The organism is Rhizobium sp. CCGE 510 (assembly GCF_000292525.1).
Classification (GTDB): Bacteria; Pseudomonadota; Alphaproteobacteria; order Rhizobiales; family Rhizobiaceae; genus Rhizobium.
On the sequence record NZ_AEYF01000054.1, the window covers coordinates 20,136 to 44,428 of the forward strand.

The 24,293-nt window shown below is 58.7% G+C and carries 21 protein-coding genes and 6 pseudogenes; 7 read left to right on the forward strand and 20 right to left on the reverse strand.

Features of this window, described 5'->3' with window-relative positions:
* Positions 1-33 precede the first annotated feature (33 nt).
* The 9 genes and pseudogenes from RCCGE510_RS30830 to RCCGE510_RS34280 form a co-directional block, all read right to left on the reverse strand.
* Positions 34-450, reverse strand: coding sequence for a cupin domain-containing protein (locus tag RCCGE510_RS30830; RefSeq protein WP_007636988.1), 417 nt, complete (start codon positions 448-450; stop codon positions 34-36).
* A gap of 205 nt (positions 451-655) precedes the next feature.
* Positions 656-1,444 carry an ABC transporter permease gene (locus RCCGE510_RS30835; protein ID WP_007636989.1) on the reverse strand — a complete coding sequence of 263 codons (789 nt, stop codon included), beginning with the start codon at positions 1,442-1,444 and terminating at the stop codon, positions 656-658.
* 3 nt (positions 1,445-1,447) lie between these two features.
* Positions 1,448-2,398 (reverse strand): nodulation factor ABC transporter ATP-binding protein NodI, encoded by a 951-nt coding sequence (nodI, locus tag RCCGE510_RS30840; RefSeq protein ID WP_081525822.1) that lies wholly within the window; start codon positions 2,396-2,398, stop codon positions 1,448-1,450.
* 63 nt (positions 2,399-2,461) lie between these two features.
* Positions 2,462-2,754, reverse strand: a pseudogene (locus RCCGE510_RS34275) (carbamoyltransferase C-terminal domain-containing protein); the annotation flags it as partial.
* Positions 2,755-2,864: 110 nt separating this feature from the next.
* Positions 2,865-3,068: pseudogene (locus RCCGE510_RS30845) on the reverse strand (carbamoyltransferase N-terminal domain-containing protein); the annotation flags it as partial.
* A 36-nt stretch (positions 3,069-3,104) separates the two neighbouring features.
* Positions 3,105-3,716: a nodulation methyltransferase NodS gene (gene nodS / locus RCCGE510_RS30850; protein WP_037080497.1), complete on the reverse strand. Its 612-nt coding sequence runs from the start codon at positions 3,714-3,716 to the stop codon at positions 3,105-3,107.
* Positions 3,717-3,731: 15 nt separating this feature from the next.
* Entirely contained in the window at positions 3,732-5,063 is a 1,332-nt protein-coding gene (gene nodC, locus RCCGE510_RS30855; protein WP_007636999.1) for a chitooligosaccharide synthase NodC, read from the reverse strand.
* A gap of 7 nt (positions 5,064-5,070) precedes the next feature.
* Complete coding sequence (nodB, locus tag RCCGE510_RS30860) at positions 5,071-5,730, reverse strand: chitooligosaccharide deacetylase NodB (RefSeq protein ID WP_007637001.1); 660 nt, start codon at positions 5,728-5,730, stop codon at positions 5,071-5,073.
* A gap of 829 nt (positions 5,731-6,559) precedes the next feature.
* Positions 6,560-7,502, reverse strand: a pseudogene (locus RCCGE510_RS34280) (IS630 family transposase).
* A 964-nt stretch (positions 7,503-8,466) separates the two neighbouring features.
* On the opposite strand from RCCGE510_RS34280, the gene RCCGE510_RS30870 reads away from it, so the two are divergent.
* From RCCGE510_RS30870 to RCCGE510_RS30880, 3 genes are all read left to right on the forward strand, one after another.
* Complete coding sequence (locus tag RCCGE510_RS30870) at positions 8,467-9,456, forward strand: nodulation protein NodZ (protein WP_037080522.1); 990 nt, start codon at positions 8,467-8,469, stop codon at positions 9,454-9,456.
* Between the two features lie 185 nt (positions 9,457-9,641).
* Complete coding sequence (locus RCCGE510_RS30875; RefSeq protein ID WP_007637008.1) at positions 9,642-9,929, forward strand: hypothetical protein; 288 nt, start codon at positions 9,642-9,644, stop codon at positions 9,927-9,929.
* A gap of 199 nt (positions 9,930-10,128) precedes the next feature.
* Positions 10,129-10,332, forward strand: coding sequence for a hypothetical protein (locus RCCGE510_RS30880; protein ID WP_007637010.1), 204 nt, complete (start codon positions 10,129-10,131; stop codon positions 10,330-10,332).
* A 273-nt stretch (positions 10,333-10,605) separates the two neighbouring features.
* On the opposite strand, the gene RCCGE510_RS30885 is transcribed toward RCCGE510_RS30880, so the two are convergent.
* From RCCGE510_RS30885 to ccoN, 10 genes and pseudogenes are all read right to left on the reverse strand, one after another.
* Positions 10,606-11,271, reverse strand: coding sequence for a Crp/Fnr family transcriptional regulator (locus RCCGE510_RS30885; protein ID WP_007637012.1), 666 nt, complete (start codon positions 11,269-11,271; stop codon positions 10,606-10,608).
* A 31-nt stretch (positions 11,272-11,302) separates the two neighbouring features.
* Positions 11,303-11,461, reverse strand: coding sequence for a cbb3-type cytochrome oxidase assembly protein CcoS (gene ccoS / locus RCCGE510_RS30890; protein ID WP_004674425.1), 159 nt, complete (start codon positions 11,459-11,461; stop codon positions 11,303-11,305).
* Positions 11,458-13,741 (reverse strand): annotated as a pseudogene (locus RCCGE510_RS30895) (cation-translocating P-type ATPase). Before RCCGE510_RS30895 ends, ccoS begins: the two are co-directional and overlap by 4 nt.
* Positions 13,738-14,223, reverse strand: a complete 486-nt coding sequence (locus RCCGE510_RS30900) for a FixH family protein (protein WP_007637017.1) — start codon at positions 14,221-14,223, stop codon at positions 13,738-13,740. Before RCCGE510_RS30900 ends, RCCGE510_RS30895 begins: the two are co-directional and overlap by 4 nt.
* On the reverse strand, positions 14,220-15,794 hold the full coding sequence (ccoG, locus tag RCCGE510_RS30905; RefSeq protein ID WP_007637019.1) for a cytochrome c oxidase accessory protein CcoG: 1,575 nt from the start codon (positions 15,792-15,794) through the stop codon (positions 14,220-14,222). The genes RCCGE510_RS30900 and ccoG overlap by 4 nt, the downstream gene beginning before the upstream one ends.
* A gap of 167 nt (positions 15,795-15,961) precedes the next feature.
* Complete coding sequence (locus RCCGE510_RS30910; RefSeq protein ID WP_007637021.1) at positions 15,962-16,147, reverse strand: hypothetical protein; 186 nt, start codon at positions 16,145-16,147, stop codon at positions 15,962-15,964.
* Positions 16,148-16,158: 11 nt separating this feature from the next.
* The gene (ccoP, locus tag RCCGE510_RS30915; RefSeq protein ID WP_007637023.1) at positions 16,159-17,022 is read right to left on the reverse strand and encodes a cytochrome-c oxidase, cbb3-type subunit III; all 864 of its coding nucleotides are present in this window, start codon (positions 17,020-17,022) and stop codon (positions 16,159-16,161) included.
* A gap of 1 nt (position 17,023) precedes the next feature.
* Positions 17,024-17,176 (reverse strand): cbb3-type cytochrome c oxidase subunit 3, encoded by a 153-nt coding sequence (locus RCCGE510_RS30920; RefSeq protein WP_004674411.1) that lies wholly within the window; start codon positions 17,174-17,176, stop codon positions 17,024-17,026.
* An 8-nt stretch (positions 17,177-17,184) separates the two neighbouring features.
* Positions 17,185-17,919, reverse strand: a complete 735-nt coding sequence (gene ccoO, locus RCCGE510_RS30925) for a cytochrome-c oxidase, cbb3-type subunit II (RefSeq protein WP_007637025.1) — start codon at positions 17,917-17,919, stop codon at positions 17,185-17,187.
* A gap of 8 nt (positions 17,920-17,927) precedes the next feature.
* On the reverse strand, positions 17,928-19,550 hold the full coding sequence (ccoN, locus tag RCCGE510_RS30930) for a cytochrome-c oxidase, cbb3-type subunit I (RefSeq protein WP_007637026.1): 1,623 nt from the start codon (positions 19,548-19,550) through the stop codon (positions 17,928-17,930).
* A 241-nt stretch (positions 19,551-19,791) separates the two neighbouring features.
* On the opposite strand from ccoN, the pseudogene RCCGE510_RS35870 reads away from it, so the two are divergent.
* The 3 genes and pseudogenes from RCCGE510_RS35870 to RCCGE510_RS35875 all read left to right on the forward strand — a co-directional run bounded on the left by RCCGE510_RS35870 (position 19,792) and on the right by RCCGE510_RS35875 (position 21,653).
* Positions 19,792-20,560 (forward strand): annotated as a pseudogene (locus tag RCCGE510_RS35870) (Crp/Fnr family transcriptional regulator).
* Between the two features lie 245 nt (positions 20,561-20,805).
* Positions 20,806-21,249 carry a pseudoazurin gene (locus RCCGE510_RS30935; RefSeq protein WP_007637029.1) on the forward strand — a complete coding sequence of 148 codons (444 nt, stop codon included), beginning with the start codon at positions 20,806-20,808 and terminating at the stop codon, positions 21,247-21,249.
* Between the two features lie 164 nt (positions 21,250-21,413).
* Positions 21,414-21,653, forward strand: coding sequence for a hypothetical protein (locus tag RCCGE510_RS35875; RefSeq protein ID WP_007637031.1), 240 nt, complete (start codon positions 21,414-21,416; stop codon positions 21,651-21,653).
* Positions 21,654-22,220: 567 nt separating this feature from the next.
* Here RCCGE510_RS35875 and hemN read toward each other — a convergent pair.
* Complete coding sequence (gene hemN, locus RCCGE510_RS30945; protein WP_007637033.1) at positions 22,221-23,573, reverse strand: oxygen-independent coproporphyrinogen III oxidase; 1,353 nt, start codon at positions 23,571-23,573, stop codon at positions 22,221-22,223.
* Positions 23,574-23,909: 336 nt separating this feature from the next.
* Here hemN and RCCGE510_RS35880 point away from each other — a divergent pair.
* Positions 23,910-24,293 (forward strand): annotated as a pseudogene (locus tag RCCGE510_RS35880) (NAD(P)(+) transhydrogenase (Re/Si-specific) subunit alpha); the annotation flags it as partial.

Sequence of the window (24,293 nt, forward strand, 5' to 3'; positions counted from 1 at the left end):
GCCAGATTGCCCTCCGGTGATACCTCGACGTCTTTATTTTTGCTGCAGAACATTCTCACTGCCCTTTTCCACCTGATCGATCACGAGCAGCTTTACCGGCTCGGTGCCGTTGTTCGCCCCTTTATGCCATATCCCCCAGGACTCGACGATAAAATCCCCTGCCGTGAAAATGCTTTCTTTCCCAGATTCTGTATTGGTGACCGTGATCTCCCCGGAAAGCACATAGCCATAGCGCTGATAGCGATGCTGATGAATTGGTAACGTCGCACCGGGCGCAATCTCATAAATCGAAGCGATGACCTCGACGTCCTTCCGTGGAACGATGATGGGCTGACCGGCAATCGTACGATCGGTCCTTAAGATAAGCGTAGCCGCGACCGCTTTGTTTTCGAACGCGTTCGCGGGACACGCCAGAGCAAAGAGCGCCGTGGCGATTGAGATGACCTTCATTTGCTTTTCTCCTGATGCACGCCGGATCTTCCTGAAGGGTGTTTGCTACCGAGTTCGGCCAGTTGCAGAGCGAAAACCTGCATCGTCTCACCGGCGCCGACACGGGTTCATTTGTTCCCAGACTATGATGACTATCTCCAGAGCTCTGCGGGTCTTTTCCAGACACTGCATCGCAATACCCCTCCTGGCGTGGGTGCGAGTAGCGTCAAGACATCAGGCGCCGACGCAACAGCGCTGCCGACAGGAAGAACGGCAAAATCCCGTAGATGCAAAGCGCGCCTATATGCAGGCCCATGCTGCTCGCGGGACGCCCAAGCATTGCCGGGCGTATGAGGTCGATCGCATGCGCTAGAGGCAAGAACTGCGCTACCTGCTGAAAGGTCGGGGGCAGTTGCGTGATTGGAAACACCGCGCCGCACAAGAACAGCATTGGTGTGAGGACGAGCGTCTGGTAAAAAATGAAATACTCGTAACTGGGCGCAAGCGCCGTGACTACCATCGCCAGGCTCGCGAATGCAAATCCAGTGAGCATGATAACTGGCAACACATAGAGGACTGACGGCCACGTCGCATAGCCTAGCACGGTGGCGACAATTATGATTCCCGTACCGGCAAGAAATGCCTTGCTCGCTGCCCATGCCAACTCACCCAGGATGATGTCCCCGAGTGTCATTTGTGTGTAGAGCATGGCTTCCCAGGTGCGTTGGGCGTGCATTCGCGTAAAAGCCGCGTAAATCGTCTCGAACGTCGCAGACGTCATCGCGCTTGTCGCCACCATGCCGCCCGCCAAGAACGCAACGTAGGTTGTGCCGTCAACGCGACCCACAATAATTCCGAGACCAAGGCCGAGGCCAAACAGGTAGATCATAGGATCGGCCAGACTTCCAACAATTGACGCAAGTGCTACTTTCTTCCATGCCAGATAGTTGCGTCGCCATATCGCAATCCAGTTAAAAGCGTTGGCGGGTAGAGCCGCGGCACAACCTTCACCCATCGTTCACTTCTCCATCTCGCGCCCGGTCAACCGCAAAAACACATCCTCAAGATTCGGCGGACGCTGCAGAATACGCAAGCCCGCGCGCTCCCGTAACCGCACACGCACCTGCTCCGGGTCGGACACATAGCAAAAAAGGGTCTCGCCGCTAATTTCGATGCGATCGGCATATGGCCCGACCAGCGACTCCAATTCATGCGGATCGCCGCCGTAGATCTCAATGACTTCGCACCCGATCAGTTCATCGATCAGGTCATGCGGACGCCCTTCGGCAATGCTGCGACCTCTTTCGAGTACGCAGAGTCGATCGCATAACCGTTCGGCCTCTTCCATGAAATGGGTGGTCAAGATGATCGTTTTGCCGCGCGTAAGCAGGGAACGCAGGCGCTCCCAGATCAGGTGGCGCGCGTGTGGGTCGAGACCGGTGGTCGGCTCGTCCATGACAAGTAGCTGCGGGTCATTGATCAACGCACGCGCTAGCGTCAGGCGCCGCTTCATGCCGCCTGAAAGTTCAGACACACGCGCATTCACCTTGCTCTCTAGGCGTGCAAACTCAAGGAGCGACGGCATGACCGCTTCAACTCTGCGTGTATTCATGCCGAAGTAGCGGCCGTAGACCAGCAGATTCTCGCGCACAGTGAATTCGGGCTCAAGGTTGTCGAATTGCGGCACCACGCCGATACCCTTGCGCGCCAAACGAGCCTGGGCAGGTACCGGCACGCCGAGCACAGTAATCTTCCCCGCATCAGGGGATGTCATGCCAAGGATCATACGTGCGATCGTGCTCTTGCCCGCGCCGTTCGGTCCAAGCAGCCCGAAGCATTCCCCCGGGGAAACACGGAACGATAGCGCGTTGACCACGGCCTTGTCGCCATATGTCTTGCTTACGTCGGAAAAATCTATTGCGGGCATGGACATACCCTCATCTGACCGTCGGGCGCCGTTGACTGGCATTTCTTCCGTTGGCTGGGTTCCTCCTGGTCTATCGCACCGTATGTGTTCATTGCGTCCTCATTAAAGGGCTGCAGCAGCATCCGGGAAAACGCCTCGTCCGTGGTAATTGGCAATCGTGTTGCAGAGCAGCCGAATGTCCCTGAGCTTTTTATATTCGAAGAGTACCTCGGCGACTTCGTGGAGAGAGTGCCTGGAATGGTCTGCAATCGTGCAGATTCATCGAGATTGACAACAGCCGGAATTCTCTCCTGGCGTCCCATCCGCGTCTGATGCTTAAACAACATATCGCAGTCCGGAGTTCGAGGGCTGACTATATAAGGCGCGCGGTCCTCCAGGCAGATCGGAGCCACGGGCTGCGGAGGCCGTGCGGCACGTATCACGAGGATAGGTCTTGTAAGGAAATGCCCTGTCATTGGAACGAGACCGGAGCCCTCGACGGATCCGAGAGAACTTTCAGCATTGCACCCCAGCCATCGATGATGATTTGATCAATAACGCGTGGATCCGGACCGTGTTGCGACAAAGCGGCGCCAATCGCGTCGAAATTGTCGACAGTTTCATATCGCGGGTTGTTGCCCCGCTTCTCCTGCTCGACGCAGAAGGCGAGCCACCCATCCTCGACAAGCGCGTCCGCTCCGACACGGGTCAATTTAATACCACAGACGCGCATAGTGTCTCCATGTCTGAACGTCGAGGGTTGGGGCCGTTAGGAGGCCGGATTTCGGAAACAGGCGAGTAAGCAATCTTCGTTGACCGACTCACCCCGACACTCAAGCCGCTCTACCTCGAGCAAAGTTTCGTTCAGCATGCCGAGGACCGTCTCAGCACCAGCAACGTGGCCCCAGCGACGACAATTGGCGTCGCGCGCCGATCCGAAAACCAGACATCCATCTGGCGCAAGCATCCGCACTAAATTCTGAACAGCCCCTCTCATCTCGGCCATTCCTCCAATGTAGTAGAGCACTTCCGCCACAACGATCAAATCAAACCTCTCGTCAGGTGAAAACTGTTGAACATCAGAGACTATCCAGCTGATGTGCGGAGAATCCCTCATGCGTCGACGCGATCTTTCTATAGCGTGAGGCACAACATCGATCACGGTGAGCCGTTTGCAGTGGGGGGCTAGCTGCACCGTAAATGCGCCGGCAGCGCATCCCACTTCGAGCGCATTTGAGATGGATCCCTGGGCAAGCGCCAAGCGGAGCATTTGCGTGTGACGCTCACGCTCGAATGGATTGGCGTCGAGTCCCCATGGATCGGGTGCAGCCAGTTCCCGATTCAGCAATTGATAATTGTCGCTCTGTGTCAACTCGTTCACCTCGGTAAATAAATCTTACTCGTCGCTGCACATGCAGTCAGACGTCATTCGCCTGGCAGGATCGCGGGCGGGGTTGAGCCTTCGAGGCGCTGTCGCATGTCCAGAACTTTCTGTAGTGCGTGCATCAGTCGTCGGATGTTGATTCGAGTTGCCAGCAGAGCTGCGCGACAGCCAGTCGCTATTGCTCAGCGTGCACAGCGCGTAGGCTTTCAAGGGAAGTAGCAGAAAAATATTGATGAATGCATGCAGAGAGAACCCGAGGAACCGTAGTTGGCGGGCCCGAAGCGCGACAACGCTGCAGCGAATCATCGTCATGACCACAATCATCAGGGCTGCCAACCAAGGCACGGTGCCTGTCAGTGCAAGCTGTGCGAGCCCCGTCAGCACTGATAGCGCCAGAAGCAGCGGTCCGAGGTTCTGTCCGACAACGTCGAGCGTAAGGAAGCGATTGAGGTTGGGCAGCAGGCGCAGCCCAAGCAACGTGTCCCGGAACGTGCTCCGCGCCCAGCGTAGTTGTTGGCGCAGATACGGTCCTAGCTTGTTCGGAACGACTGTCGCTGCGATGGCGCTCGGCACGTACTCCGTTCGAAAGCCTGCCTTCAGCATGAGAATGGTGAGATGCCGATCCTCACCGAAATCGCTTGGCTTTCCCCGAAAATACTGTGACTCGTACTGTTCAAGGAGCGAAGCGAGCGCAGAGCGACGGTACATAGCACATGGACCGCAGCAGCACATAACGGCTCCGAAGCGAGCTTGTGCCGCACGCTCCTCGTTGCAAGCCAGCCAGTACTCCATATCGATCAAACGGGTCAGCCAACTGTCGTTTCGGTTGCGGGCCGTCAACTGTCCCATGGCCGCGCCGACAGCCGGATCTTTCATTTTAGGCACGAGCTTCCTGATGACGTCAGATGCGAGGATCGTGTCGGAGTCGACGTTTAACACCATATCTCCAGCAGAGCGGCGTATCGCGGCGATCTGTGCCTTCCGTTTACCGACATTCTGGGGAAGCAGGAGAATATTGAATCTGGGGTCTCGTGCGAAGGCCTCGTGCACAAGTCGCAAAGCCTCGCGATTTTCGGAACCGTCATCAACTAGGTAAACCTGCAGCCTTCCCCCGTATTCCTGACCCGCGATAGAAGCCAGGCACTCCGAAAGCGTGCGGGGATCCTCGTTGAAGCTTGGCACGATGACATCTACGCTGGGCAGCTCGTCAAAGCCGCCCAAGCCCTGGGACGCCAATGAAACATCGGTCGGCAGAGAATAAACGGCCTGCATGCTTTTATAAGCAGTCGAGAGAAGTGCATAAAGCGAGACGGCTACAGTGCTGGTTGTGTCAAGCATATCCATCGGATCTTCAGAACTCCCGAGGAAGCGAGCGGAATACAAAGCCGCGATCATGCAAAGCTGGAATTATCCTAGATAACGCCATGATAGTCTGGTGGCGCAGACTGCGGTCAGTTGCTTGCTGCATTTCACTGGAGGGACAACCGTCGTGCAAGAGCACGATTGACCCCGGCCGGACAGACTGCAGCACATCCTTGACAATGGCGTCGGCCCCGGGAAGAGACCAGTCTCGCGGATCTACCGACCAGTGCACGGCAGTGAGTTCCGCATTCGCCGAAGCCTTGAGCACTTCTTCGGTCCAGATGCCGTAAGGAGCCCGGATGTGCCGCACCACCGCCTGAGGCGACGCCATTTTTATGGCTCTGTTTGTCTCGAGTATCTGACGTTGCACCTCGTCGGGTTCGCAGTCAGACAGGTCTGGATGCGTCATTGTGTGGTTGGCGACTTCATGCCCCTCTGCAATCATTCGCTGGATCAATTTCGACTGATCGGCCAGGAACTCGCCGATGACGAAGAATGTTGCCGGCACCCGATGTTCAGCCAGAATATCGAGAATCTCCGGTGTACAAAATGGATGCGGACCGTCGTCGAACGTCAAATAAACGCTGTGACGACCAGTGCCGTCATCGCGCTCACCGTGCACTTCGCACGAGCAATCGAGGTGCGTCATTGCTCTCGTCCTTTCCGGTAAATTATCCTGGTGGGCCATTCGGAGACCGACCGCCCAAATGGTAGGATGATGACGCCGCGCGTGGACGCAGGTCGAAACGCGCGCGTGGCAGCGTGTAGGGTACGCCGTTTCCCAAAATAGCGGTCACCAGACCGTCTCGGCTGAATCTGTCAATACCGCGGCTTGTTGCGGACTGTACCGAGTGCGAATGCAAATTCGAGCGATAGATGATTCCTCGACATGGTCGGTGTTGCGATTCCTTTTCCGCAACGGTTCCCAACGCACGTTAAAAGCGCATGCAAAGGCCTCATAATTTTTGCCGGTTTTGCCAAAGCGTCCGATCTTGCGATCAAAGTGACGATTGGTGGTGAACCCCCGAGCTGTCGGCGATCGCAAGGTGATGCAATGGGCTGATCGAACGCTTATGCAAGCATCACATTCCAAAGCCACACTTTTGATCCCTTCTACACCACTGGCGCGCCATCGACGACTTGATTTCCGTCAAGATGCTCGTTTAATGGATCACGCCATTCAATTCGTAAAATCGATTGTTTGGATGATACCCATCCACGCCATAGATAAAATTTTGCCTCCACGGGTTCCTGCTAACGGACCGAGCCTGGTGTCGTGGCTGGCGCGGGACTTGCGTCGCCGCTCCCTGGAAGAACTTATCATGGCTCGGCATTGGCCGCTTTCTAACCTACCCTCGGTAAAGCTCTGGAGCAGATTGAAACCTTCCGGAAGCCTGAAAGCAGCCGAATAGAATTGTTCTCTAACTGACACACGGCTATGGCTGTCAAACGACTCGAGGAACTAGAGCAGATCCTGTTCAATCCGGGTCATATTCAGCAGCCCTGAAGTAGTTTGCACATTCTGTCGGCGTGAAGCGGAGCATCAATGCGCCTACGGCGTCCCATAGAGCATCGATCTTTCGTTCCGTCCGAGCCCGTAACATGGCCTTCAGTTTTGAGAAGGCGTTCTCGATGGGATTGAAGTCGGGGCTGTAGGGCGGCAGGAATATGAGCCGAGCGCCCCTGCGTTCGATGGCATTGCGCACACCGGCTGTTTTGTGTGCGGGCAGATTGTCCATGACGACAATATCCCCGGGCTTAAGGGTCGGTAGCAACACCTGCTCGACATAGGCCAGGAAGACGTTACCGTTCATCGCTCCATCGTAGACAAACGGCGCGGTCATGCCGGTCAAGCGCAGAGCACCGGTGAATGTCGTTGTTTTCCAATGGCCATGCGGCACGCCAGCTCGACAGCGCTCGCCTCGAATTGCACGCCCACGCAGACGTGCCATCTTCGTTGAAAGACCGGTCTCGTCTATGAAGATCAGCTTTTGCGGATCGAGATCGACCTGGCTATCAAACCAGGCTCGCCGACGCGTCAGGACGTCCGGCCGGTCTTGCTCCAATGCGTGTGCGGACTTTTTTTAAACGTCCACCCGCGGCCACGCAGCCATGCGCCAAGCGCGCTCCGGCTGATGGTGACCTGCTGCTCAGTCGACAGCGCCCGACCATTTCATCGAGCGTCACGTCCTTGCGATCATCGATCATTTCGATAACAAACGCCTCATGTGCATCCAGACCCGAGGGCCGTCTCCAACCCTGGGGCCGTGACGTCGGCTCGCCATCTCCGGCTCTTGCAATCCAGCGGATCGCCGTGGAAACCCCAACCCCGAACCGACCAGCAGTCTGGCGCGCAGACATACCGGCAGCAGACGCTTTCAATACACGTGATCGAAGATCATCGCTCAGTGCCCGTGCCATCATCAACCTCCTAACCGTGGAGAAGTTGAATCAGCTTTGGTCGCCCTCGTCACATCACGTTTGATTCATCGTTCACAGGATCTGCTCTAGTCCCACTTGCCGAATTGAAGAACTGACCCCATCGGTTTGCGGTTTCGTTAGATCCGAGCGCTGGCCCCAATCTTCCGCATGGCCGGAGCGTCGCTTTGGCTAAGCGATAACTGTCGCCCGGATGGTGACCACCGTCGAAAGGTGAAAGCAGGCGGTCCAGTAATGCTGTGACGACCACGCGACTATTTGAGATGATCAGGATCGAGCCGTTGTCATAGCGCGGGACACCATTTGGAAAAACACCCGGGCGCGATTGGCCTCCTGCAGGTAATCGAGCTCGTCTGAATAACCTGGGCCGCGGCACGATCATCGACTGCTTGTCCCGCGAGCAGCAGTTGTGAGACTTCGCCAGTATCGCGGCAGCTGTGACGATGGCAATGGCGGCCATAGTTATCCATGAAACGGATGGCGATTATCCAAACAATCGATTTTACGGATTCCCCAGGATGCTCCAGAAGACGCATGAAATGACGAGATCAGGTAGCGGGAAAGGACGGGAATTGGCTAGATCGGCGCCATCCTCGATGAATCGGCGAAGCGCGCCAACATGACGTACCGCAACATACGTCATAGCCAGTTTGCGCGGAAGCTCCGGCCTCTCGCTCCGACCCAAGTGCGATGCCGATGGGTTGGGTCGAGTTCGAGATATACGACTGAACGATGACGGAGGGATATGTGGCGGCTTCAACGCCCGGACTGAAAAGGCGTATGGCGCCCAACTTCCGGTCTGGCAGAAAATCGTAAATCTGTGAGACGAAGGGTCATGCATGAAAATTGGCGAGAATCACGATCGCTGATGCAGGTCCGGGAATTGATACGCAGAATTTCAGCAGAATCTAAGCCGATGCGCTTTTCCAAGAACGAGGCAAAGAACATGCTTGCTGGCGACCTGAAGAGGGATCGGTATGTTGTATCTCGACGGCGGACTGGCTTCGGTGATTGTTTGTGGTCGCTGGCGGCAGCTTGGCGCTATGCACAGCGAACGGGACGGACGCTGGCCATCGATTGGCGTGGCTCCTGCTATCTCGATCAACCCTTCACGAACGCTTTTACGGTGTTCTTCGAGCCGATTCAAGATATTGCTGGCGTACGGGTAATTTGCGATGACCAGATCAACCAGTTCTCATTTCCGGGACCGTTCTTCCCATCATGGTGGAACAAGCCCTCAATCGAGAGCGTTTACCGCCCCGATGAACAAATTTTCCGGGAACGTGATGAACTGACCGAGCTTCTTCAAGCCCAGGACGATACTGATGCCAACACGGTAGTTTGTGATGCCTGTTTAATGTGGCGGTGCGACCAAGCTGCCGAACGCCAGATATTTCAGAGCCTCAACCTTAGACCTGAAATTCAGGCTCGTATTCACACCATCTATCAGGAGCACTTCGAGGGGCGCAGTATCATCGGTGTGCACGTACGGCACGGCAATGGCGAAGATATAATGGACCATACGCCCTACTGGGCCGATCCGGAGTTCGCCTTCCGCCAGGTGTGCACTGCCATTGAGAAGGCCAAAGCGCTACCGCATCGACGCCCTGTGATGGTTTTCTTGTGTACGGACAGCGCGCAGGTACGGGACCATTTACTGGGTGTGTTTCCCGATCTAATCACTATCCCGAAATGCTTCCAGGCGGCCCAGGCCGGGCCATTACATAGTGCATCGCTGGGAGCGGACGGCGGTATCTCTGCTCTTACAGAGATGTACCTTCTCGCCCGATGCGATACGGTAATTCGCTTTCCGCCGACCAGCGCCTTCACGCGCTATGCCCGTCTCTTCGTGCCACGTGTTATTGAGTTCGACTTGAAAGATCCGACTCGCTTGATCTTGACTGACGAGTCGTCCGAGCATGAGCTGGCTTTATGAACCGGCACTCCGCTGCACAAATTCTCGGCGCCCCCGCAGGATTGAGGAGAGGTCTTCACTGGATCGCGATGTGGGCGCAGCACGCGACGAGACAAGGCGGGGGCGCATCCTCTCCTAGCGTCTCGCGCGTCCAAAGGCCTGCCGGATCATTGTTGTGAAGGGTAGCTATTGGGCGCCTTCGGTGAATGGAAACGGCACCGCCGCGCTCGACCCGCATCATTGGCATGGCAAGCTCGCACGTCGGCGATTCCGATCGGACGAGGACATTCGCGCGCCACAGCCTCGTCGGCGCCTTTGCCGCCGCCCTGCCTGATGCGAGGGCCTTCGTCGGGCTTGGTCGACAGATCGCCATCAAGCTGATGTTCGTGCTCTATGCTGTCGTGGGCGTGGCCGGTGCCGTTCTTTATTCCCGCATCCCGACACGTCTGGCAAACCGCGCGACCACAGAAGCCGCCGCCGCGCTAGGTCCTTAGCGCGCATCGTCCTTGCACCTCGCAGCTCAACTCACGACGCATTCGCAGGCGTGATAACGCCGGCTGCGAAAACGGTTGTAGTCTCCGGTTCCCGCCGCTGCTTGCATGACGGCTTGCGCCAGTCGTTGACAAAACTCAAATGGCCAGCCAACATTCCCGTTGCCCGGCCATTTGTAATGATTAAGTCTGAGGTGGTGCCATGCCTCGCATGATCAGGTTCATGCTCACGCGTTTGGCGACGGGGTTCGCAATTGGATCCGCCGTGGGCTTCTTCGTTTGGCAAAATGGATTTGCCGCGGCAGGCACGCTTGAGAATTATCTCGCGCAGGGCCTGTTCATCTACCTCTTCGCAAGCACCATCAGCATGGGTTATCTCGCGACGTCCCTGCTCCTCGAAGAATAGCGCCGGACGCTCTCCGTCGCATGTTGCTCGTTGCGCCTGTTCGTCTGCACTTCCCTATTAAGTTTGCCAGTCTCGACAGTATCCGCATGTGTCGTCGGCGCCACCGTTGATGCGGACAAGGCCTGAAGCAAGCGATGAAGACAGTCTAGATGACAAGAACAATCCCGATGAGCATGACGTCCTGGTACATTTTGCGCCTGGCCATAACGGAGCAAGCGATCGCCACATTGACGGCGGTCGAATTCCGGTGCGGTTATCGCCCTGCTCCCGAGGTCAGCACGCCTTCCGCAGCAGATCGACGCTGTCGACCACGACGACCCTGCCTCTGACTTCGACCCCTGCAGGACCGAGGGCAGCGAAAGCCCGCGAAAGGGCTTCGGGCGCAACCCCGAGTTTGCCGGCCAGAATTCTCTTCCGGTAAGGCAGGCGAAAGGTGGCCTGCGATGCTGAGGCCGGGCAGCGGCTGACGAGGTAATTCGCAACACGCTGTGCAGCCGTGTGCAGCCGGTCTCCCGCTATGCAATCCATGGCACCGAGCAGATGCTGGGTTATGATGCGCATCACGTTGCGATGCATGATCGGATAGCGGTCGGCGAGCACCCGCAACTCCACAAGGTCGAACAACGCGACCTCTGCGCCGTCGGCGGACCATGCGCTGTAGGTGTAGGAGCCGCCTCCCGACAGGAGATATTCGCCGAACGTCTCGCCCGGTTCGCAGATGCAGATATCTGCCTGGCGCCCCGCGGATTCCGACTTCGAAAGTCGCACGAAGCCGCGCATCACGCAATAGACAAACAACGCCTGCTGGCCCTCGGCGATGATCCGCTCGTCCGGTGCGAAGATCTGGAACTGAGCCGTGTCGGCCAGTTCTTCTATCCTTGCTTTGTCCAGGCCGTGAAACAGGTCAGATCGCAAAAGTATGGGATGTCTCGATAGCATCGATCTTCCTTTCGTTTCGGCCGTGAGCGGTTCAAGGTCTTTTGCAATCAGTTTCGTCCTCGACGAGGATTCGCCAAGCGGCTCCTTCAAGGTCGTCGTACTGGCGGCTCGTCAGCGACCAGAGGAACGCCAGGAGACCCATTCCCCCCATCAGCAGTGCGATCGGCATCAGATAGATCAGCATGTTCATGTGGTTTCAACTTCCGCACTTCCGCCGGCGAGGCTCGCTCCGTAGGTCGGGGCGCCTGCCGAAGGCATTTAATCGCAGCGCATTCGTCACGACCATGATCGACGAAGTCGACATGGCCACCGCCGCTATCAGCGGCGTTGCCAGGCCGGCGATTGCAATCGGTACCGCAAGCACGTTGTAACCGATGGCGAGAGCAAAGTTCTGCCGAATGAGGCTGGCGGATCTTCGCGCAACGGCGATTGCCTCAGGAACGGCATCGAGACGATCGTTGAAGAAGATAAGGTCAGCGGCTTGCCTGCCGACGTCAGATGCGGTTGCGGGCGCCATCGAGACCTGCGCGGCGGCCAGCGCCGGTGCGTCGTTGATCCCGTCGCCGACCATGAGCACGCGATAGCCCTCGGCGCCCAGCCTCTGGAGTTCCTCGACCTTCTGTTTCGGCGCCAGGACGCCCAGAGCTTTGCCGATACCGAGAGCCCGCGCTGTGTTGTCGACGACGACCTGCCTGTCGCCGGATACTATCAACGTTTCGATACCGGCTGCAGCGAGCTGGCGGAAAGCCTCGGCGGCGCCCGGACGAAGCGTGTCGTCAAACAGGAAACGGGCGAGATCGACGCCGTTTTTCGACAGGACCACCTCCGAAAACGGACTATCGCCTGCGGGCGTGAGCCCGGTTCCGCAGGCAAAGGCCCGGTTGCCGAGCCGATAGAAGTCCGCTCCTTTCCAGGCTTCCAGCCCCCCGCCGGCGATTTCCGTGACCCTGTCGAAGGCGAAGGGGTAAGAGATCTCTATGTCCCGCACCAGACCCTGGGAAAGCGGATGCCGTGAATGCGCCGCCATTGCGCAGGCGATGGCGCTATTGCCCCCGTCGATCGCGTCGGCTCGGACGAGGCGGGGCCGGCCCATCGTCAGGGTGCCGGTCTTGTCGAAGGCCACGATGTCCGCGTCGGCTAGTCTTTCGAGCGCCGAACCGTCCTTCACCATGATGCCCCTGCGGAAAAGTTCGCCGGCGGCGACCACCTGGACCACCGGTACAGCAAGGCCCAATGCGCAGGGGCATGTGATGATCAGCACCGCGACCGCGACCAGCATGGCCTGTTTCCAATCGCCGCCAAGCAAGCCCCAGGCGAGAAAGGAGGCCAACGCCAACAGGTGCACGGCGGGAGAATAAAGTGCTGCGGCGCGATCTGCGACCCGGCGATAACGAGCCCTGCCGCCCTCGGCCGCTTCCATCAAGCCGATGATCTCGGAAAGAAGCGAATCCCTTGCCACTTTGGTCGCCCGCAGGACGAGCGAACCGGTCAGGTTCATCGCACCCGAATTCACCGCGCTGCCTGCGGCGACGGCGACCGGGCTGCTTTCGCCGGTGACGATGGAGAGGTCGACGTCGCTCTTGCCGCTGACGATCATGCCGTCGACGGGGATGCGTTCGCCGGCCGCAATCGAGATCTCGTCTCCAACTGCGATCTCTTCGACCGCAACATAGCGCTGCGACCCGTCCGCCATTATCAGCAGCGCACCGCGCGGCGTTAGTCTGACAAGCCCATTGATTGCAGCGCGCGCCTTTTCCCGCATGACATGATCGAGCGTTCTACCGATCAGCAGGAAGAACAGCAGGGACACCGATGCGTCGAACCAGACATGCTCGCCATGGTGCACGGTTTCCCACAGGGAGACTGCATAGGATAGCGTCACGGCAAGCGAGATCGGAACATCCATGTTGGTGCGCCCGCTTTTCACCGCGTTCCACGCCGATTTGAAGAAGAGGCGTCCCGCATAAACCAGCGCAGGCGCCGCGATCATCGCCGAGATCCAGTGAAACATGTCGCGCGTGGCCGCATCGGCGCCCGACCATACCGACACCGAGAGCATCATGATGTTGGCGGCCGCAAAGCCGGAAACTCCAATCGCCAGCAGTAGCTGGTTCCGGCTCCTGTCGGTTTCGAGTGCTGTCGACGTGATGAGATGGGTGCGGTATCCGGCCAAAGTGATCGCGGCGAGGATTTCGGAGGGATCGGTCGCTTTCGCCTCGATCTCCTCCTGATAGACGCAGCTGACACGTCTGGCGGTGAGATTGACCCGGGCTTTCCTGACGAACGCAAGCGCCGACAGTGCTTTTTCGATGGTCAATATGCAGCCGCCACAGTGGACGTCGGGCACGCTGAGGTCGACCTGGCGCAATCCAGCCCCGAGCGGGTGGCTGGCAAGGCGTACCTCCCCGGCGCTGGCAGATGTCGCGCTGAGGGCGAGAACGCTTTCCGCATCCATCGAGCAGCAAGTCATTGGCGGAACTCCGCGGTGTCGAAGCGTTTGGCCTCATGCATGACGACCGCCCCGTTCATTCTCGATATGGCCTCGACGATCCAGTCGCCGGCGACAACCTGGTGGTCGGCTTCGAACCGCCCTTCGCCCGTCTTCCGGAGCGTCAAGCGGAAATCCTCATGATCGCCGACGGGCCGTTTGAAGTTCAGCGTGACATCATCGATCATCGCAGGCGTGCCGGCCTTGTCGTGGATGTCGTAACGGATTTGGCTGCCCTTAACGACGAGCGCGCCCTCGACGCCGGAGGCGGCCATTGCCTTCATCGCTGCCGCCCTGGCGTTGAATTCCTGGCTGGCCACATAGGTGTTTTCCACGACGATGCCACTCCAGCTGGATGCAGCATAGAAGGCCATGGTGGCGTTGACGGCGATCACCACGGCGAAGAATGCCGAGGTGGCAAGCAGCACGTGCAAGCCGGTAAAGCCTCGAGTAGAAGTCTTCATTTCACGTCTCCCGGCGCGTTGAAGGCCGCGCGATAGGTCGCCCGGTCCGCTTGACCGGCGTCTTGGCCTATATCTTCGATGACGAAGAGGAATCCGTTGATCTCTGCCCCGTCGGGGGCGCGCGTGACGAAGACCTTGAGCGTCGTGGCCGCGTCGGGTACGACGTGAGCGGTGAAGCTGCGGACATCCTGCCTGCCGAACTCGGGAATGCGCATTGTGCCCCCCTCCAGCCCGACGAGGGTGATGGTCACGTCCCGCGGCTTCGGCACCATGTTGAGGACACGCAGCGTGTAGCCGTTTCGGATGGAGCCGTCGCTTTCCAGAACATATTGAGGGTTCCGGTCGTGGACGACGTTGAGCCCGAGCCGAGCGCGGAAGGCGAGATGGACGACCATGGCGATGCCGATCAATGCCCAGACGACACCGTAGAAGACGATTCTTCGGCGGAAGATGATGCGCCATTCGAAATTCCGGACAGCCGGAATGAAGCTTCCGTCGTCGTTTCGGACATTGGAGGGCTGGATGGCTGTCCGTCCTCCGTCAGTAGCAAGCGACATATTGCTCGAATATTCCTTGAGCGTCGCATAGGCGATCAGGCCGTGTGGCTTTCCGAGCTTGTCCATGACGCCGCCACAGGCGTCGATGCAGAGGGCGCATGTGATGCATTCCATCTGCTGGCCGTCGCGAATGTCGATCCCCATCGGGCAGACGGCGACGCAGGCATTGCAGTCCACGCAATCGCCCACGGGCAGCCCCTGAGCCTTCTTGGCATGGCGCGACCGCTGCTCGCCCCGCCAGTCGTTGTAGGTGACAACAAGCGAATTCTCATCCAGCATCGCGCCTTGAATGCGCGGCCACGGACACATATAGGTGCATGTCTGTTCGCGCGTGAGGCCGCCGAGCACATAGGTCGTCGCGGTCAGGGTGGCGATCGTGGCATACGCAGCGGCAGGAGCGCTGCCGTCAAACAGTGAAGCCGCCAGGCTCGGCGCGTCGGCAAAATAGAAGATCCACGCTCCGCCCGTGGCGACGGCGATCAGCAGCCAGATCGCGTGCTTGATCACCCGCTTCCTGAGCTTGTCGAAAGTGAAGGGGTCGGCATCGAGCTTCATCCGAGCGTTTCGGTCGCCTTCGACAGCGCGTTCGACGACGAGAAAGAGATCGACCCAGACGGTCTGCGGACAGGCATAGCCACACCAGGCGCGGCCGACAGCGGCGGTGAGGAGAAAGAGGCCGATGCCCGCCATGACGAGCAGGCCCGCCACATAGTAGAATTCCTGCGGCCAGATCTCGATGAAGAAAAAGAAGAAGCGCCGGGAGGCGAGGTCGACGAGGATTGCCTGATTGGGCGCATAGGGACCGCGATCCCAGCGAATCCACGGCGCGAGGTAATAGGTGCCAAGCGTGAGCAGCATCAAGACCCATTTGAACCGGCGAAATGGCCCTTCGGCGCGTTTCGGAAAGATCTTCTTGCGCGGCGCATAGAGAGGCTGGCGGTTGCGCCGGGCGTTGACGGGTTCGACGCAAACGCGGTCAATGTCATTTAGATTGGAGCGGGTATAGAGATTCATGGGACCTGTCCGATTTTCACCACTCTTTTCCCAGCCGTGGCGCATCCGTTCCTTGATGCAGATCAAGAACGACCGTGCAGAAGCGAAAAGGCCACGCCCCAGAGTAAGGGCGTGGCCGGAGGACAGCGGCGGAGAAACCGCTGGGACGTCCTCCACAGGAGCTGAAACTATCGGCTCGTCTGCATGTGGTCTTTGAGGCAGATCAAACTCACCATCGAATTGCCGATCTTTGCCGGGTCGTCCTGCTCCGAAGACGCAGGCATCTTTTCGGCGCGCGCTGAGACACGCGATCGGATAACAGCACGCGGCGTGCCGTAGAGACGGAGGATCGGATTGCGGTCGTGGGCTGTCATGTCTTTTCTCCTTACGTGCCGCCCCCGAGCGCATGAACGAAAATGGTAAGCTCGTTGACCGTTGTGTCCCCCAGGCGCGCTGCCCAGGCAGGCATGACGCCATGTTTGGGAGAGACAACCTGACGAAGAATGGCGTCTTCACCCCGCGACTTCAGCCAGATTGCGTCGGCGAGATCCGGCGCACCCATTTCCGCCTTTCCTTTGGCGTCCTCGCCGTGACATGGGGCGCAATTGTCGAAGAAAACCTGTTTTCCGGCCGCCGCCAGACCGACATCCGAGGGCGTATTGGTCAGCCCCCAGACATAGGCGGCGACCTGCTTCATCTGGTTGGGCTCCAGAACACCGGCAAAGGGCGGCATTTCGGAGGAATGGCTATCCGTATCGCCGTCGAAGCGGATGCCATGAGCGATCGTGGTCTGGATAGCATTCAGATCGCCGCCCCACAGCCAGTCGTCGTCGTTGAGATTCGGAAACCCCGGACCGCCGCTCGCTCCCGATCCATGGCAGGGCGCGCAGTTCACCTTGAAAGCGGATGCGCCGCCAGCGATCGCGAATTCACGAAGAGCAGGATCCGCGTCGATCTCCTCCACTGTCTTGGCAGCTATCAGATTATGGAACTTCGTCTGCGATGATTTAGCGAGATTGAGGTCCTGCTGCAGCTCGGCGCGCGTTGAATAACCGAGATAGCCGTTAGTGGCGGAAGTGATCATCGGGATGGCCGGGTAAGCGATGGCGTAGCCGATCGCCCAGAGGATCGTCACGTAGAAGGTCCAGATCCACCAGCGCGGCATGGGATTGTTGAGCTCTTGGATGCCGTCCCATTCATGACCCGTCGTTTCGACGCCGCTCAGTTCATCGATATGCTTTTCCGACATCTCAATCGTCCTTCAAGGGAATATCGGCGGCATCTTTCGCCGTCTGCTTGCTACCTGGGCGAAGGGTGAGCATGACCGCGCCGACGAAGAATGCCGCCATTGCCAGGAGGCCCCAGCTGTCGGAGAAGTGTCTCATTGCAGTGTAAGTTTCCATGGATCACCTCACCGGTAGCCGGTCGCGTCGTCATAGGTCGAGAAATCAACCAGCGTTCCGAGCATCTGCAGGTAGGACACTAGCGCGTCCATCTCGGTCAGCCGGGTTGGATCGCCGTCGAGATCGCCGACATTCGCATTTGGGTAGCGCTTGAGTAGGGCCGCCGCGTCCGCGTTCGGATCGGCCTGGGCTCTCATGTCGGCCTCGGCATTCGCCAGCATGTCGTCGCTGTAAGGCACGCCCACGTCCTCATTGGCCTTGAGGTCCTCTCCGACACTCCTGACCGTCACCTCCTTCTCTTCTAGGAAGGCGTAGCTGGGCATGATTGATTCCGGCACCACGGCCCGCGGATTTGCGAGATGCTGGACGTGCCATTCGTTCGAGTAACGCCCCCCGACGCGGGCCAGATCTGGCCCTGTCCGCTTGGATCCCCATTGAAACGGGTGGTCGTACATCGATTCCGCTGCGAGCGAATAATGGCCGTAACGCTCGACCTCATCACGGAACGGCCGGATCATCTGGCTGTGGCAGAGATAGCAGCCTTCACGGATGTAGATGTTCCGTCCGGCGAGCTCTAGCGGCGTGTAGGGCCGCATCCCTGCCACTTTTTCGATCGTGTTCTGCAGGTAGAACAGCGGGGCGATTTCAACGATGCCGCCAATGCTGACGACCAGCAGCGAGCCGACCAGAAGAAGCGTCGCGTTCTTCTCGAGGGTCTTATGTTTATCAAGTAACGATGCCATGTCTCACCTCACTCGGCAGGCTGTGCCTGGGGCACCAAACTGGTCGGCATTGGGGCTTCGTCGCGCAGGTGGCCTCGGAGCGTCATGAACACGTTCCAGGCCATAACGAGGCCACCGGCCAGGTAGAGTGCTCCGCCGACGGCACGCAGCACGTAATAGGGGATCATCGCCGCGACCGTTTCAGCGAAGGAATAGACGAGGAAGCCCTGGGAATTGTATTCTCGCCACATCAGCCCCTGCTGGATGCCCGCGACCCAGAGCACCGCGGCGTAGATCACAATCCCAAGCGTCGCAAGCCAGAAGTGCCAGTTGACCATCCGCAGGCTGTAGAGGCGCTCGCGCCCCCACAGTTTCGGCGTCAGGTAGTATATCGCCCCGAAGGTGATCATACCCACCCAGCCAAGTGCTCCGGAATGCACGTGACCGATCGTCCATTCGGTATAGTGGCTGAGCGAATTGACCGCCTTGATCGACATCATCGGGCCTTCGAAGGTCGACATCCCATAAAATGCGATGGCGACGATCATCATCCGGATGATCGGGTCGGTGCGAATTTTGTCCCAGGCGCCCGAAAGGGTCATCAAACCGTTGATCATGCCGCCCCAGGAGGGCATCCAGAGCATGACGGAGAAGACCATTCCGAGCGTCTGCGCCCAGTCAGGCAGCGCCGTGTAATGCAGATGATGCGGGCCGGCCCAGATATACATGAAGATCAGGGCCCAGAAGTGGATGATCGACAGCCGGTAGGAATAAACCGGGCGGTTGGCCTGCTTCGGCACGAAATAGTACATCATGCCCAGGAAGCCGGCGGTGAGGAAGAAGCCGACGGCGTTGTGGCCGTACCACCATTGGGTGAGTGCATCCTGGACGCCGGAGAAGAGAGAATAACTCTTGGAGCCGAGGAACGAAGCAGGAACAGCGAGGTTGTTGACCACATGCAGCATCGCAATGGTGACTATGAAGCTGAGATAGAACCAGTTTGCCACGTAAATATGCGGCTCTCTGCGCTTCAGGATCGTTCCGAGATAGACGGCCAGATAGGCGACCCAGACGATGGTAAGCCACAGGTCGACGTACCATTCAGGCTCGGCATATTCGCGCGCCTGATTGATGCCGATCACGTAGCCGGTCGCGGCCATCACGATGAACAGCTGGTAGCCCCAGAAGACGAACCAGGCGAGTGTTCCTCCGAAGAGACGCGCGCGACAGGTGCGTTGCACCACATAGAAGGATGTCATGATCAGCGCGTTGCCGCCGAAGGCGAAGATCACCGCCGATGTGTGAACCGGTCGCAATCTTCCGAAATTCAAATAGGGCGCGATGTTGAGGTCGGGAAAGGCGAGCTGCAGCGCGATGATCACGCCGACGAGGAAGCCGACGACGCCCCAGAACACCGTGGCGATCAGGCCGTAGCGGATTACCTCGTCGCAATAGCCCGTAAGGTCTGTTTTGCGCTGTTGGCCCGTCGGCGAAAACTCTGCGTTTTTAACAAGCAGCAGCGTTCCCACAACCAGGCAGAGGCAAAGTATACCCATATGGACTGCAAAGAGATGATCGTGCGCGAATGCCGCTGCGAGTAGCGCCAGAAACGCTGCGACCGCGACCACCATCGTTTCTGTCGTGTAATTCATGATGTCGTCCCCAGTGCGCAGACGACCGCCTCGCGGCCGGCTTTCTCGGATTTCGAGGCAGGTCTGTCACGAAGACGGGAACGGCTCCTTGATCTACATCAACAAGCGGACTGGAAGTGGTGGACGAACGGACGTTGTTACACTCTGTTACAAACTTCCCCCTTTTGGCACCGCCCGCTATTCCCATGTGACGCAGCTGCTTTCTACCGCACCCACTGCCACAAGGGGCTATGAAGCTGCTGTGCAGAACAACCACGCGTTCGTCGAGAAGACGTTAAAAGCTCTTCATGCCGGCCAATCCCTCTCGTCGCTTTTCGTAGGCTCGGAGGCGGAAGCCGTCGCGGCCGGTAAGCCGATTTGGTGGGAGGGTGATAAGCCAACCTCTCGTCCAGGTGGAAGAAGGTGTCGTGCGCCTGCTTCGTTTCATCGGCGAAGATCATCGCGTGATAATCGCTCTTCACTTCGCCGACGATCTCAACGGCGCGTCGCTGCAAAACGATTTCCTTTTCACGGTTGAGGCCGTCACGAGATGCAAGGTCCGCCGGATATCGCACATGAGTTTCCACGGGGAAGTCGCTCGGTCTAATGCGCTAGCTCGACCTGGCTCTCGTTGCTCTGCCAGCGAGGCGGTCGCTGCGCATGAACAAATGGTGCTGCTGCCGAAGAAGAACGCCGAGGAGCGCCCCTGCAGCTTCATCGTGAAGCTTGCACCTCGGCGCAACAAGTGCCCGCCAAGGTCCGTTGAGCGTTTCCATGAATCGTTAAGACATTGTGGATCATCTCGGCCTGACCATCGAGACCCTGGCCACCACCGCTACGAAACTTGCGTCGCGCAACATCGTTATTCCCGAGGGCAGGCACGACCTGCGGAACGTCAATCTTGCCCGCTGGTACAGTTGTCGGGCGACACTGATGATTTTTCGGAGGATTCCTGTCAAAGGGTCAACTTCCACACACGCGACACCGGGGGATCGACATTAATGCCCTCGCGAACTCTCGACGCGATATGAGCTCAGTCGCGGCAATCCCAAGCTGGTTCAGCAGCTCCGACGTTCGCCGAGCGTGCTTGTCCTCCGGTGATTCCTACATCGCTTGCAGGCTGCCATGTCCCTCGCAAGGGCGCTGGGCAAGCAGGCAAAAATTGGGATCTTCTGCCTTTTATTCCCGAATTTGACGGGCATCAAAGAACCCAAATCCGGCATCTGCTAAAAACATTCATGAGGCTGATTGGGTCTCGCAGAACAGGAGCTTGCAAATGCGGTTAAAATTCAGTCCGATCGCTGCAGCAGCAGCCTTGATTGTCTCGGCAGCGCCGTTGATGGCGGCCGACCATCAGGTTCGGATGCTCAACAAAGGCACGGAAGGCGCGATGGTGTTCGAGCCCGGCTTCCTGAAGATCGCCCCCGGCGACACCGTCACCTTCATCCCCACCGACAAGGGCCACAACGTCGAAACCTTCAAAGGCCTCATTCCGGATGGCGTTGCGGAATATAAGTCAAAGCCGAACGAGCAATATCGGGCGAAGTTCGATGTTCCAGGCGTCTATGTCCTGAAATGCACCCCACATTCCGGCATGGGCATGGTTGCGCTGATCCAGGTGGGCGACAGCCCGGCCAATCTCGAAGCGATCAAGACTGCAAAGGTGCCGAACATGGTGCGTAAGCGGCTCGATGCCGACCTCACACACATCACCCAGTGATAAACGGCAGGTGGATGGCCGCGCAGCCCATGACGATGGCGTTCGCGGGGGCGTTCTGCCTCTCAGGAGCAACTGATGCTCCCGTGAGCATCGAGCAGAGCCAGGCGCGTCAGGCAAGGCGTCCAGGCAGTGGTTAGCGTCGGACACGGTTGTCGGCAAAGCCAATGCCGAAACTTGGCTGGATCGTCGAGAACGTCAATGCGGCCTGTGAAAAGAGCTATGATCTGCACGGCAGACCTGCGAAGAAACGCGTGGGCGAGATCACTGGCCCGGCGGCAATCTCGCTGACGACGAATATAACGAGGTCGTTTTTTGCGGGCAGTCGCGAAGGAGATGCCAGCCGAAACCCGCGGCTTCGTTCCGGTCGTCTAGGAATTGCACGGAAGGCGCCGTCGAACGTTTGATCGAAATCCCGCGGCAGGCAAGTCGTGCTACAATTACGAGACCCCTGCCCTCGTCCTTCGACGTGCTCGAACAACCGCTTTCGTGAGCGGGCGAGAGCCGTCGACCATGTGGCGCTCGGTAGCTCACCTCGCGACAAGGCTCCTTCAGGCACCTGCGCGGCCGCCATAATCGCGATGGGCACTTTTCTGCGGACCGGCGCTTGCCGACGCCACCTGAAAGGTTCGACGTCAGTCGCCAACGATATCCTAGACCGCGGCCTGCCGAGATCGAGCTGTATTTCAATGAGCCGAAAAGCTCGACGGTAACGACCTCGACGTCCAGGCGGTGATACGGGCGCGCGCCCATCTGCTTGCGACAGGGCGCCCGATGACCGTATTTGTGAGTGCGCCCGCCCTGCTTCACACGAACTTGCGACGTCGATCCTCGTCGACGTGCGGTTGTCGACGGGACTCCTGGGAAGATAACCGCAGGGTCCTCGATCGAGAAACGGGAACTCGATGTCTTCTCGCGCGGCCTTTGATGCGTTTCGTGTCGCCGGAACCGATGCAAACTTCCGGCGACATGCATTAGGCTGCCTTGCTGTGCGTGTGCCCGTGCGAGCCAAAATAGGCGTCGAATGCCGCCGCGACTGCACGGACCATAAAGCGCGCCTCCTCGCATACGACAATCCGTTCACCGCTGATCGTCACGACGCCGTCGGCCATGAGCTCGCCGAGACGGTCGTTGCGCTCGACAAGGAAGCCGGTGTCGAAACCCGACCCGCTGCTCAACTGGCCGAGATCGGCTTCGAAATCGCACATCAGCCTCTCGATGACCCTCGCCCGAAGCTTGTCCTCCTCGCTGAGAAGATATCCCTTGGCGGTCGGCAGCACCCCGAAGGCAATCCGCTCGGCATAGAGGCCGAGAGGCACGTGGTTCTGCATATAGCCGGCCGGCAGCCGCCCGATCGCAGATGCGCCGAGGCCGATCAGGCTATCGCAATCATCCGTGGTATAGCCCTGGAAGTTTCTCCTCAGCGCTCTGTTGCGCGCGGCGAGTGCCAACTGATCGTCCGGCAGTGCAAAATGATCGAGCCCAATGCGCTGATATCCGGCGTTCTGCAGCTCCTCGGCGATCACTTCCGCCTGCTCGTTCCGCTGTTTTGCGTCCGGCAGCGATGCTTCGTCGATCAGGCGCTGATGTTTCTTGAAAGCGGGTATGTGAGCGTAACCGAAAACGGCGAAACGTTCGGGACGCAGTTCTGCAGCCAGCCGGACCGTTTCGATGCAAGATTGGACGGTCTGTTTCGGAAGGCCATAAATCAGGTCGAAGTTGATGCTGCTGACGCCTGCTGAGCGCAACCCGGCGACCGCCCTTTCCGTCTGCTCAAAGGATTGCAGCCGCTTGATACCGGCCTGCACGATCGGATCGAAGCTCTGGACGCCGAGGCTTGCGCGGTCGACACCGTTTTCGCCGAGCGCGTCGATCATGGGGGCGACCAATGTGCGAGGGTCGATCTCGACTGCGACGCCGGCTTTCGCTTCGAATGTGAAGGCGCTCCTGAGCTTTGCCATTAGAGCCGAAAATTCCTGCGGCTTCATGACCGACGGCGTGCCGCCGCCGAAATGCACGTACTTGACGGGCACGTCGTTTCCGGCCGCAAAGGAGACAAGCTCGATCTCCTCCTTCATCACGTCGAGATAGTCGGCGACCGGAGCGTCTTGCCGAGTGACGGTTGTGTGGCAGCCGCAGTACCAGCATATCGAACGGCAGAACGGGACGTGGAGATAAACCGAAACCGGGCCAGCCGCGGCGATATGGGCGAGGTTGCCGACATATTCATCCGGCCCCACGGCAGCTGAAAAAGCCGCCGCCGTCGGGTAGCTCGTATAACGCGGAACCCGCGCATCGCCGTATTTGGCGATCAGATCATCGGACATTTTCGCATCCCTTCTCAAAACAGGATGCTTTATGACCTCCGGCCGCGCCGGCTTCCTTGTCCCAAATCAATGATGACGTCTCAGGCCAGACTCAGCCCGATCTTTGTCCGCTGTGAAAGTCAGCACTTTCGAACCCGCCTAACATCTCGTTCTGACATTGGTCGAGCCGCGGTCCCGTCTGTTCGAAGAGACGTGGCACAAGGAAACGAGCAAGAATGACTGATACCGGGTGAAACAAGTCAAATTGATGTCCGCGTGCTGTCGCCGGTCGAGCCGCATCCCACGGTCTCGGCACGCTCCATGCGCTGGCCCCCGGCGATATTTTGCTGATCGGCAGTGGAAACTGGTGCCGGCCTAACGGCGGAAATCTCGAACGAAGCCTACCGAAATGCGGAAGTCGTGGTCGTTCCAAGTCCACAGGCCCTCGCCGCGGCCGCCGACGTGATCGTTAAGGTGCGCCCCGACTAATGAGGTCGCCCTGCTGTCGCCTGAAAAGACGCTGATCTCTTTCATCTATCCCGTAGCCAACAACGAGTTGCTAGAGCGGGCTCTGCATTCGGGCGCGAATATAAGCGCCATAGACATGGTCCCGCGCATCAGCCGTGCACAGAAGATGGATGGGAAAGATCGGGGGCTACCGAGCGGTCACCGAAGCGAGTGCGAACTTCAGCTGTTTCTTCACCGGGCAGATCACCGCGCGGTATTTCCAGGCTCTCCTCC

What these genes read in the sequence shown, in the direction of transcription:
- ccoG (WP_007637019.1), bottom strand. Translation starts at nt 15,794, where the DNA reads ATGAATCTCTATACCCGCTCCAATCTAAATGACATTGACCGCGTTTGC.
- RCCGE510_RS30880 (WP_007637010.1), top strand. Translation starts at nt 10,129, where the DNA reads ATGCCTCGCATGATCAGGTTCATGCTCACGCGTTTGGCGACGGGGTTC.
- nodC (WP_007636999.1), bottom strand. Translation starts at nt 5,063, where the DNA reads ATGGATATGCTTGACACAACCAGCACTGTAGCCGTCTCGCTTTATGCA.
- RCCGE510_RS30885 (WP_007637012.1), bottom strand. Translation starts at nt 11,271, where the DNA reads ATGCTATCGAGACATCCCATACTTTTGCGATCTGACCTGTTTCACGGC.
- ccoO (WP_007637025.1), bottom strand. Translation starts at nt 17,919, where the DNA reads ATGGCATCGTTACTTGATAAACATAAGACCCTCGAGAAGAACGCGACG.
- RCCGE510_RS30920 (WP_004674411.1), bottom strand. Translation starts at nt 17,176, where the DNA reads ATGGAAACTTACACTGCAATGAGACACTTCTCCGACAGCTGGGGCCTC.
- nodB (WP_007637001.1), bottom strand. Translation starts at nt 5,730, where the DNA reads ATGACGCACCTCGATTGCTCGTGCGAAGTGCACGGTGAGCGCGATGAC.
- RCCGE510_RS30870 (WP_037080522.1), top strand. Translation starts at nt 8,467, where the DNA reads ATGCTTGCTGGCGACCTGAAGAGGGATCGGTATGTTGTATCTCGACGG.
- ccoP (WP_007637023.1), bottom strand. Translation starts at nt 17,022, where the DNA reads ATGTCGGAAAAGCATATCGATGAACTGAGCGGCGTCGAAACGACGGGT.
- RCCGE510_RS30875 (WP_007637008.1), top strand. Translation starts at nt 9,642, where the DNA reads ATGGAAACGGCACCGCCGCGCTCGACCCGCATCATTGGCATGGCAAGC.
- hemN (WP_007637033.1), bottom strand. Translation starts at nt 23,573, where the DNA reads ATGTCCGATGATCTGATCGCCAAATACGGCGATGCGCGGGTTCCGCGT.
- RCCGE510_RS30830 (WP_007636988.1), bottom strand. Translation starts at nt 450, where the DNA reads ATGAAGGTCATCTCAATCGCCACGGCGCTCTTTGCTCTGGCGTGTCCC.
- ccoN (WP_007637026.1), bottom strand. Translation starts at nt 19,550, where the DNA reads ATGAATTACACGACAGAAACGATGGTGGTCGCGGTCGCAGCGTTTCTG.
- RCCGE510_RS30910 (WP_007637021.1), bottom strand. Translation starts at nt 16,147, where the DNA reads ATGACAGCCCACGACCGCAATCCGATCCTCCGTCTCTACGGCACGCCG.
- nodI (WP_081525822.1), bottom strand. Translation starts at nt 2,398, where the DNA reads ATGCCAGTCAACGGCGCCCGACGGTCAGATGAGGGTATGTCCATGCCC.
- RCCGE510_RS30935 (WP_007637029.1), top strand. Translation starts at nt 20,806, where the DNA reads ATGCGGTTAAAATTCAGTCCGATCGCTGCAGCAGCAGCCTTGATTGTC.
- ccoS (WP_004674425.1), bottom strand. Translation starts at nt 11,461, where the DNA reads ATGAACATGCTGATCTATCTGATGCCGATCGCACTGCTGATGGGGGGA.
- RCCGE510_RS30900 (WP_007637017.1), bottom strand. Translation starts at nt 14,223, where the DNA reads ATGAAGACTTCTACTCGAGGCTTTACCGGCTTGCACGTGCTGCTTGCC.
- RCCGE510_RS35875 (WP_007637031.1), top strand. Translation starts at nt 21,414, where the DNA reads ATGCCGAAACTTGGCTGGATCGTCGAGAACGTCAATGCGGCCTGTGAA.
- RCCGE510_RS30835 (WP_007636989.1), bottom strand. Translation starts at nt 1,444, where the DNA reads ATGGGTGAAGGTTGTGCCGCGGCTCTACCCGCCAACGCTTTTAACTGG.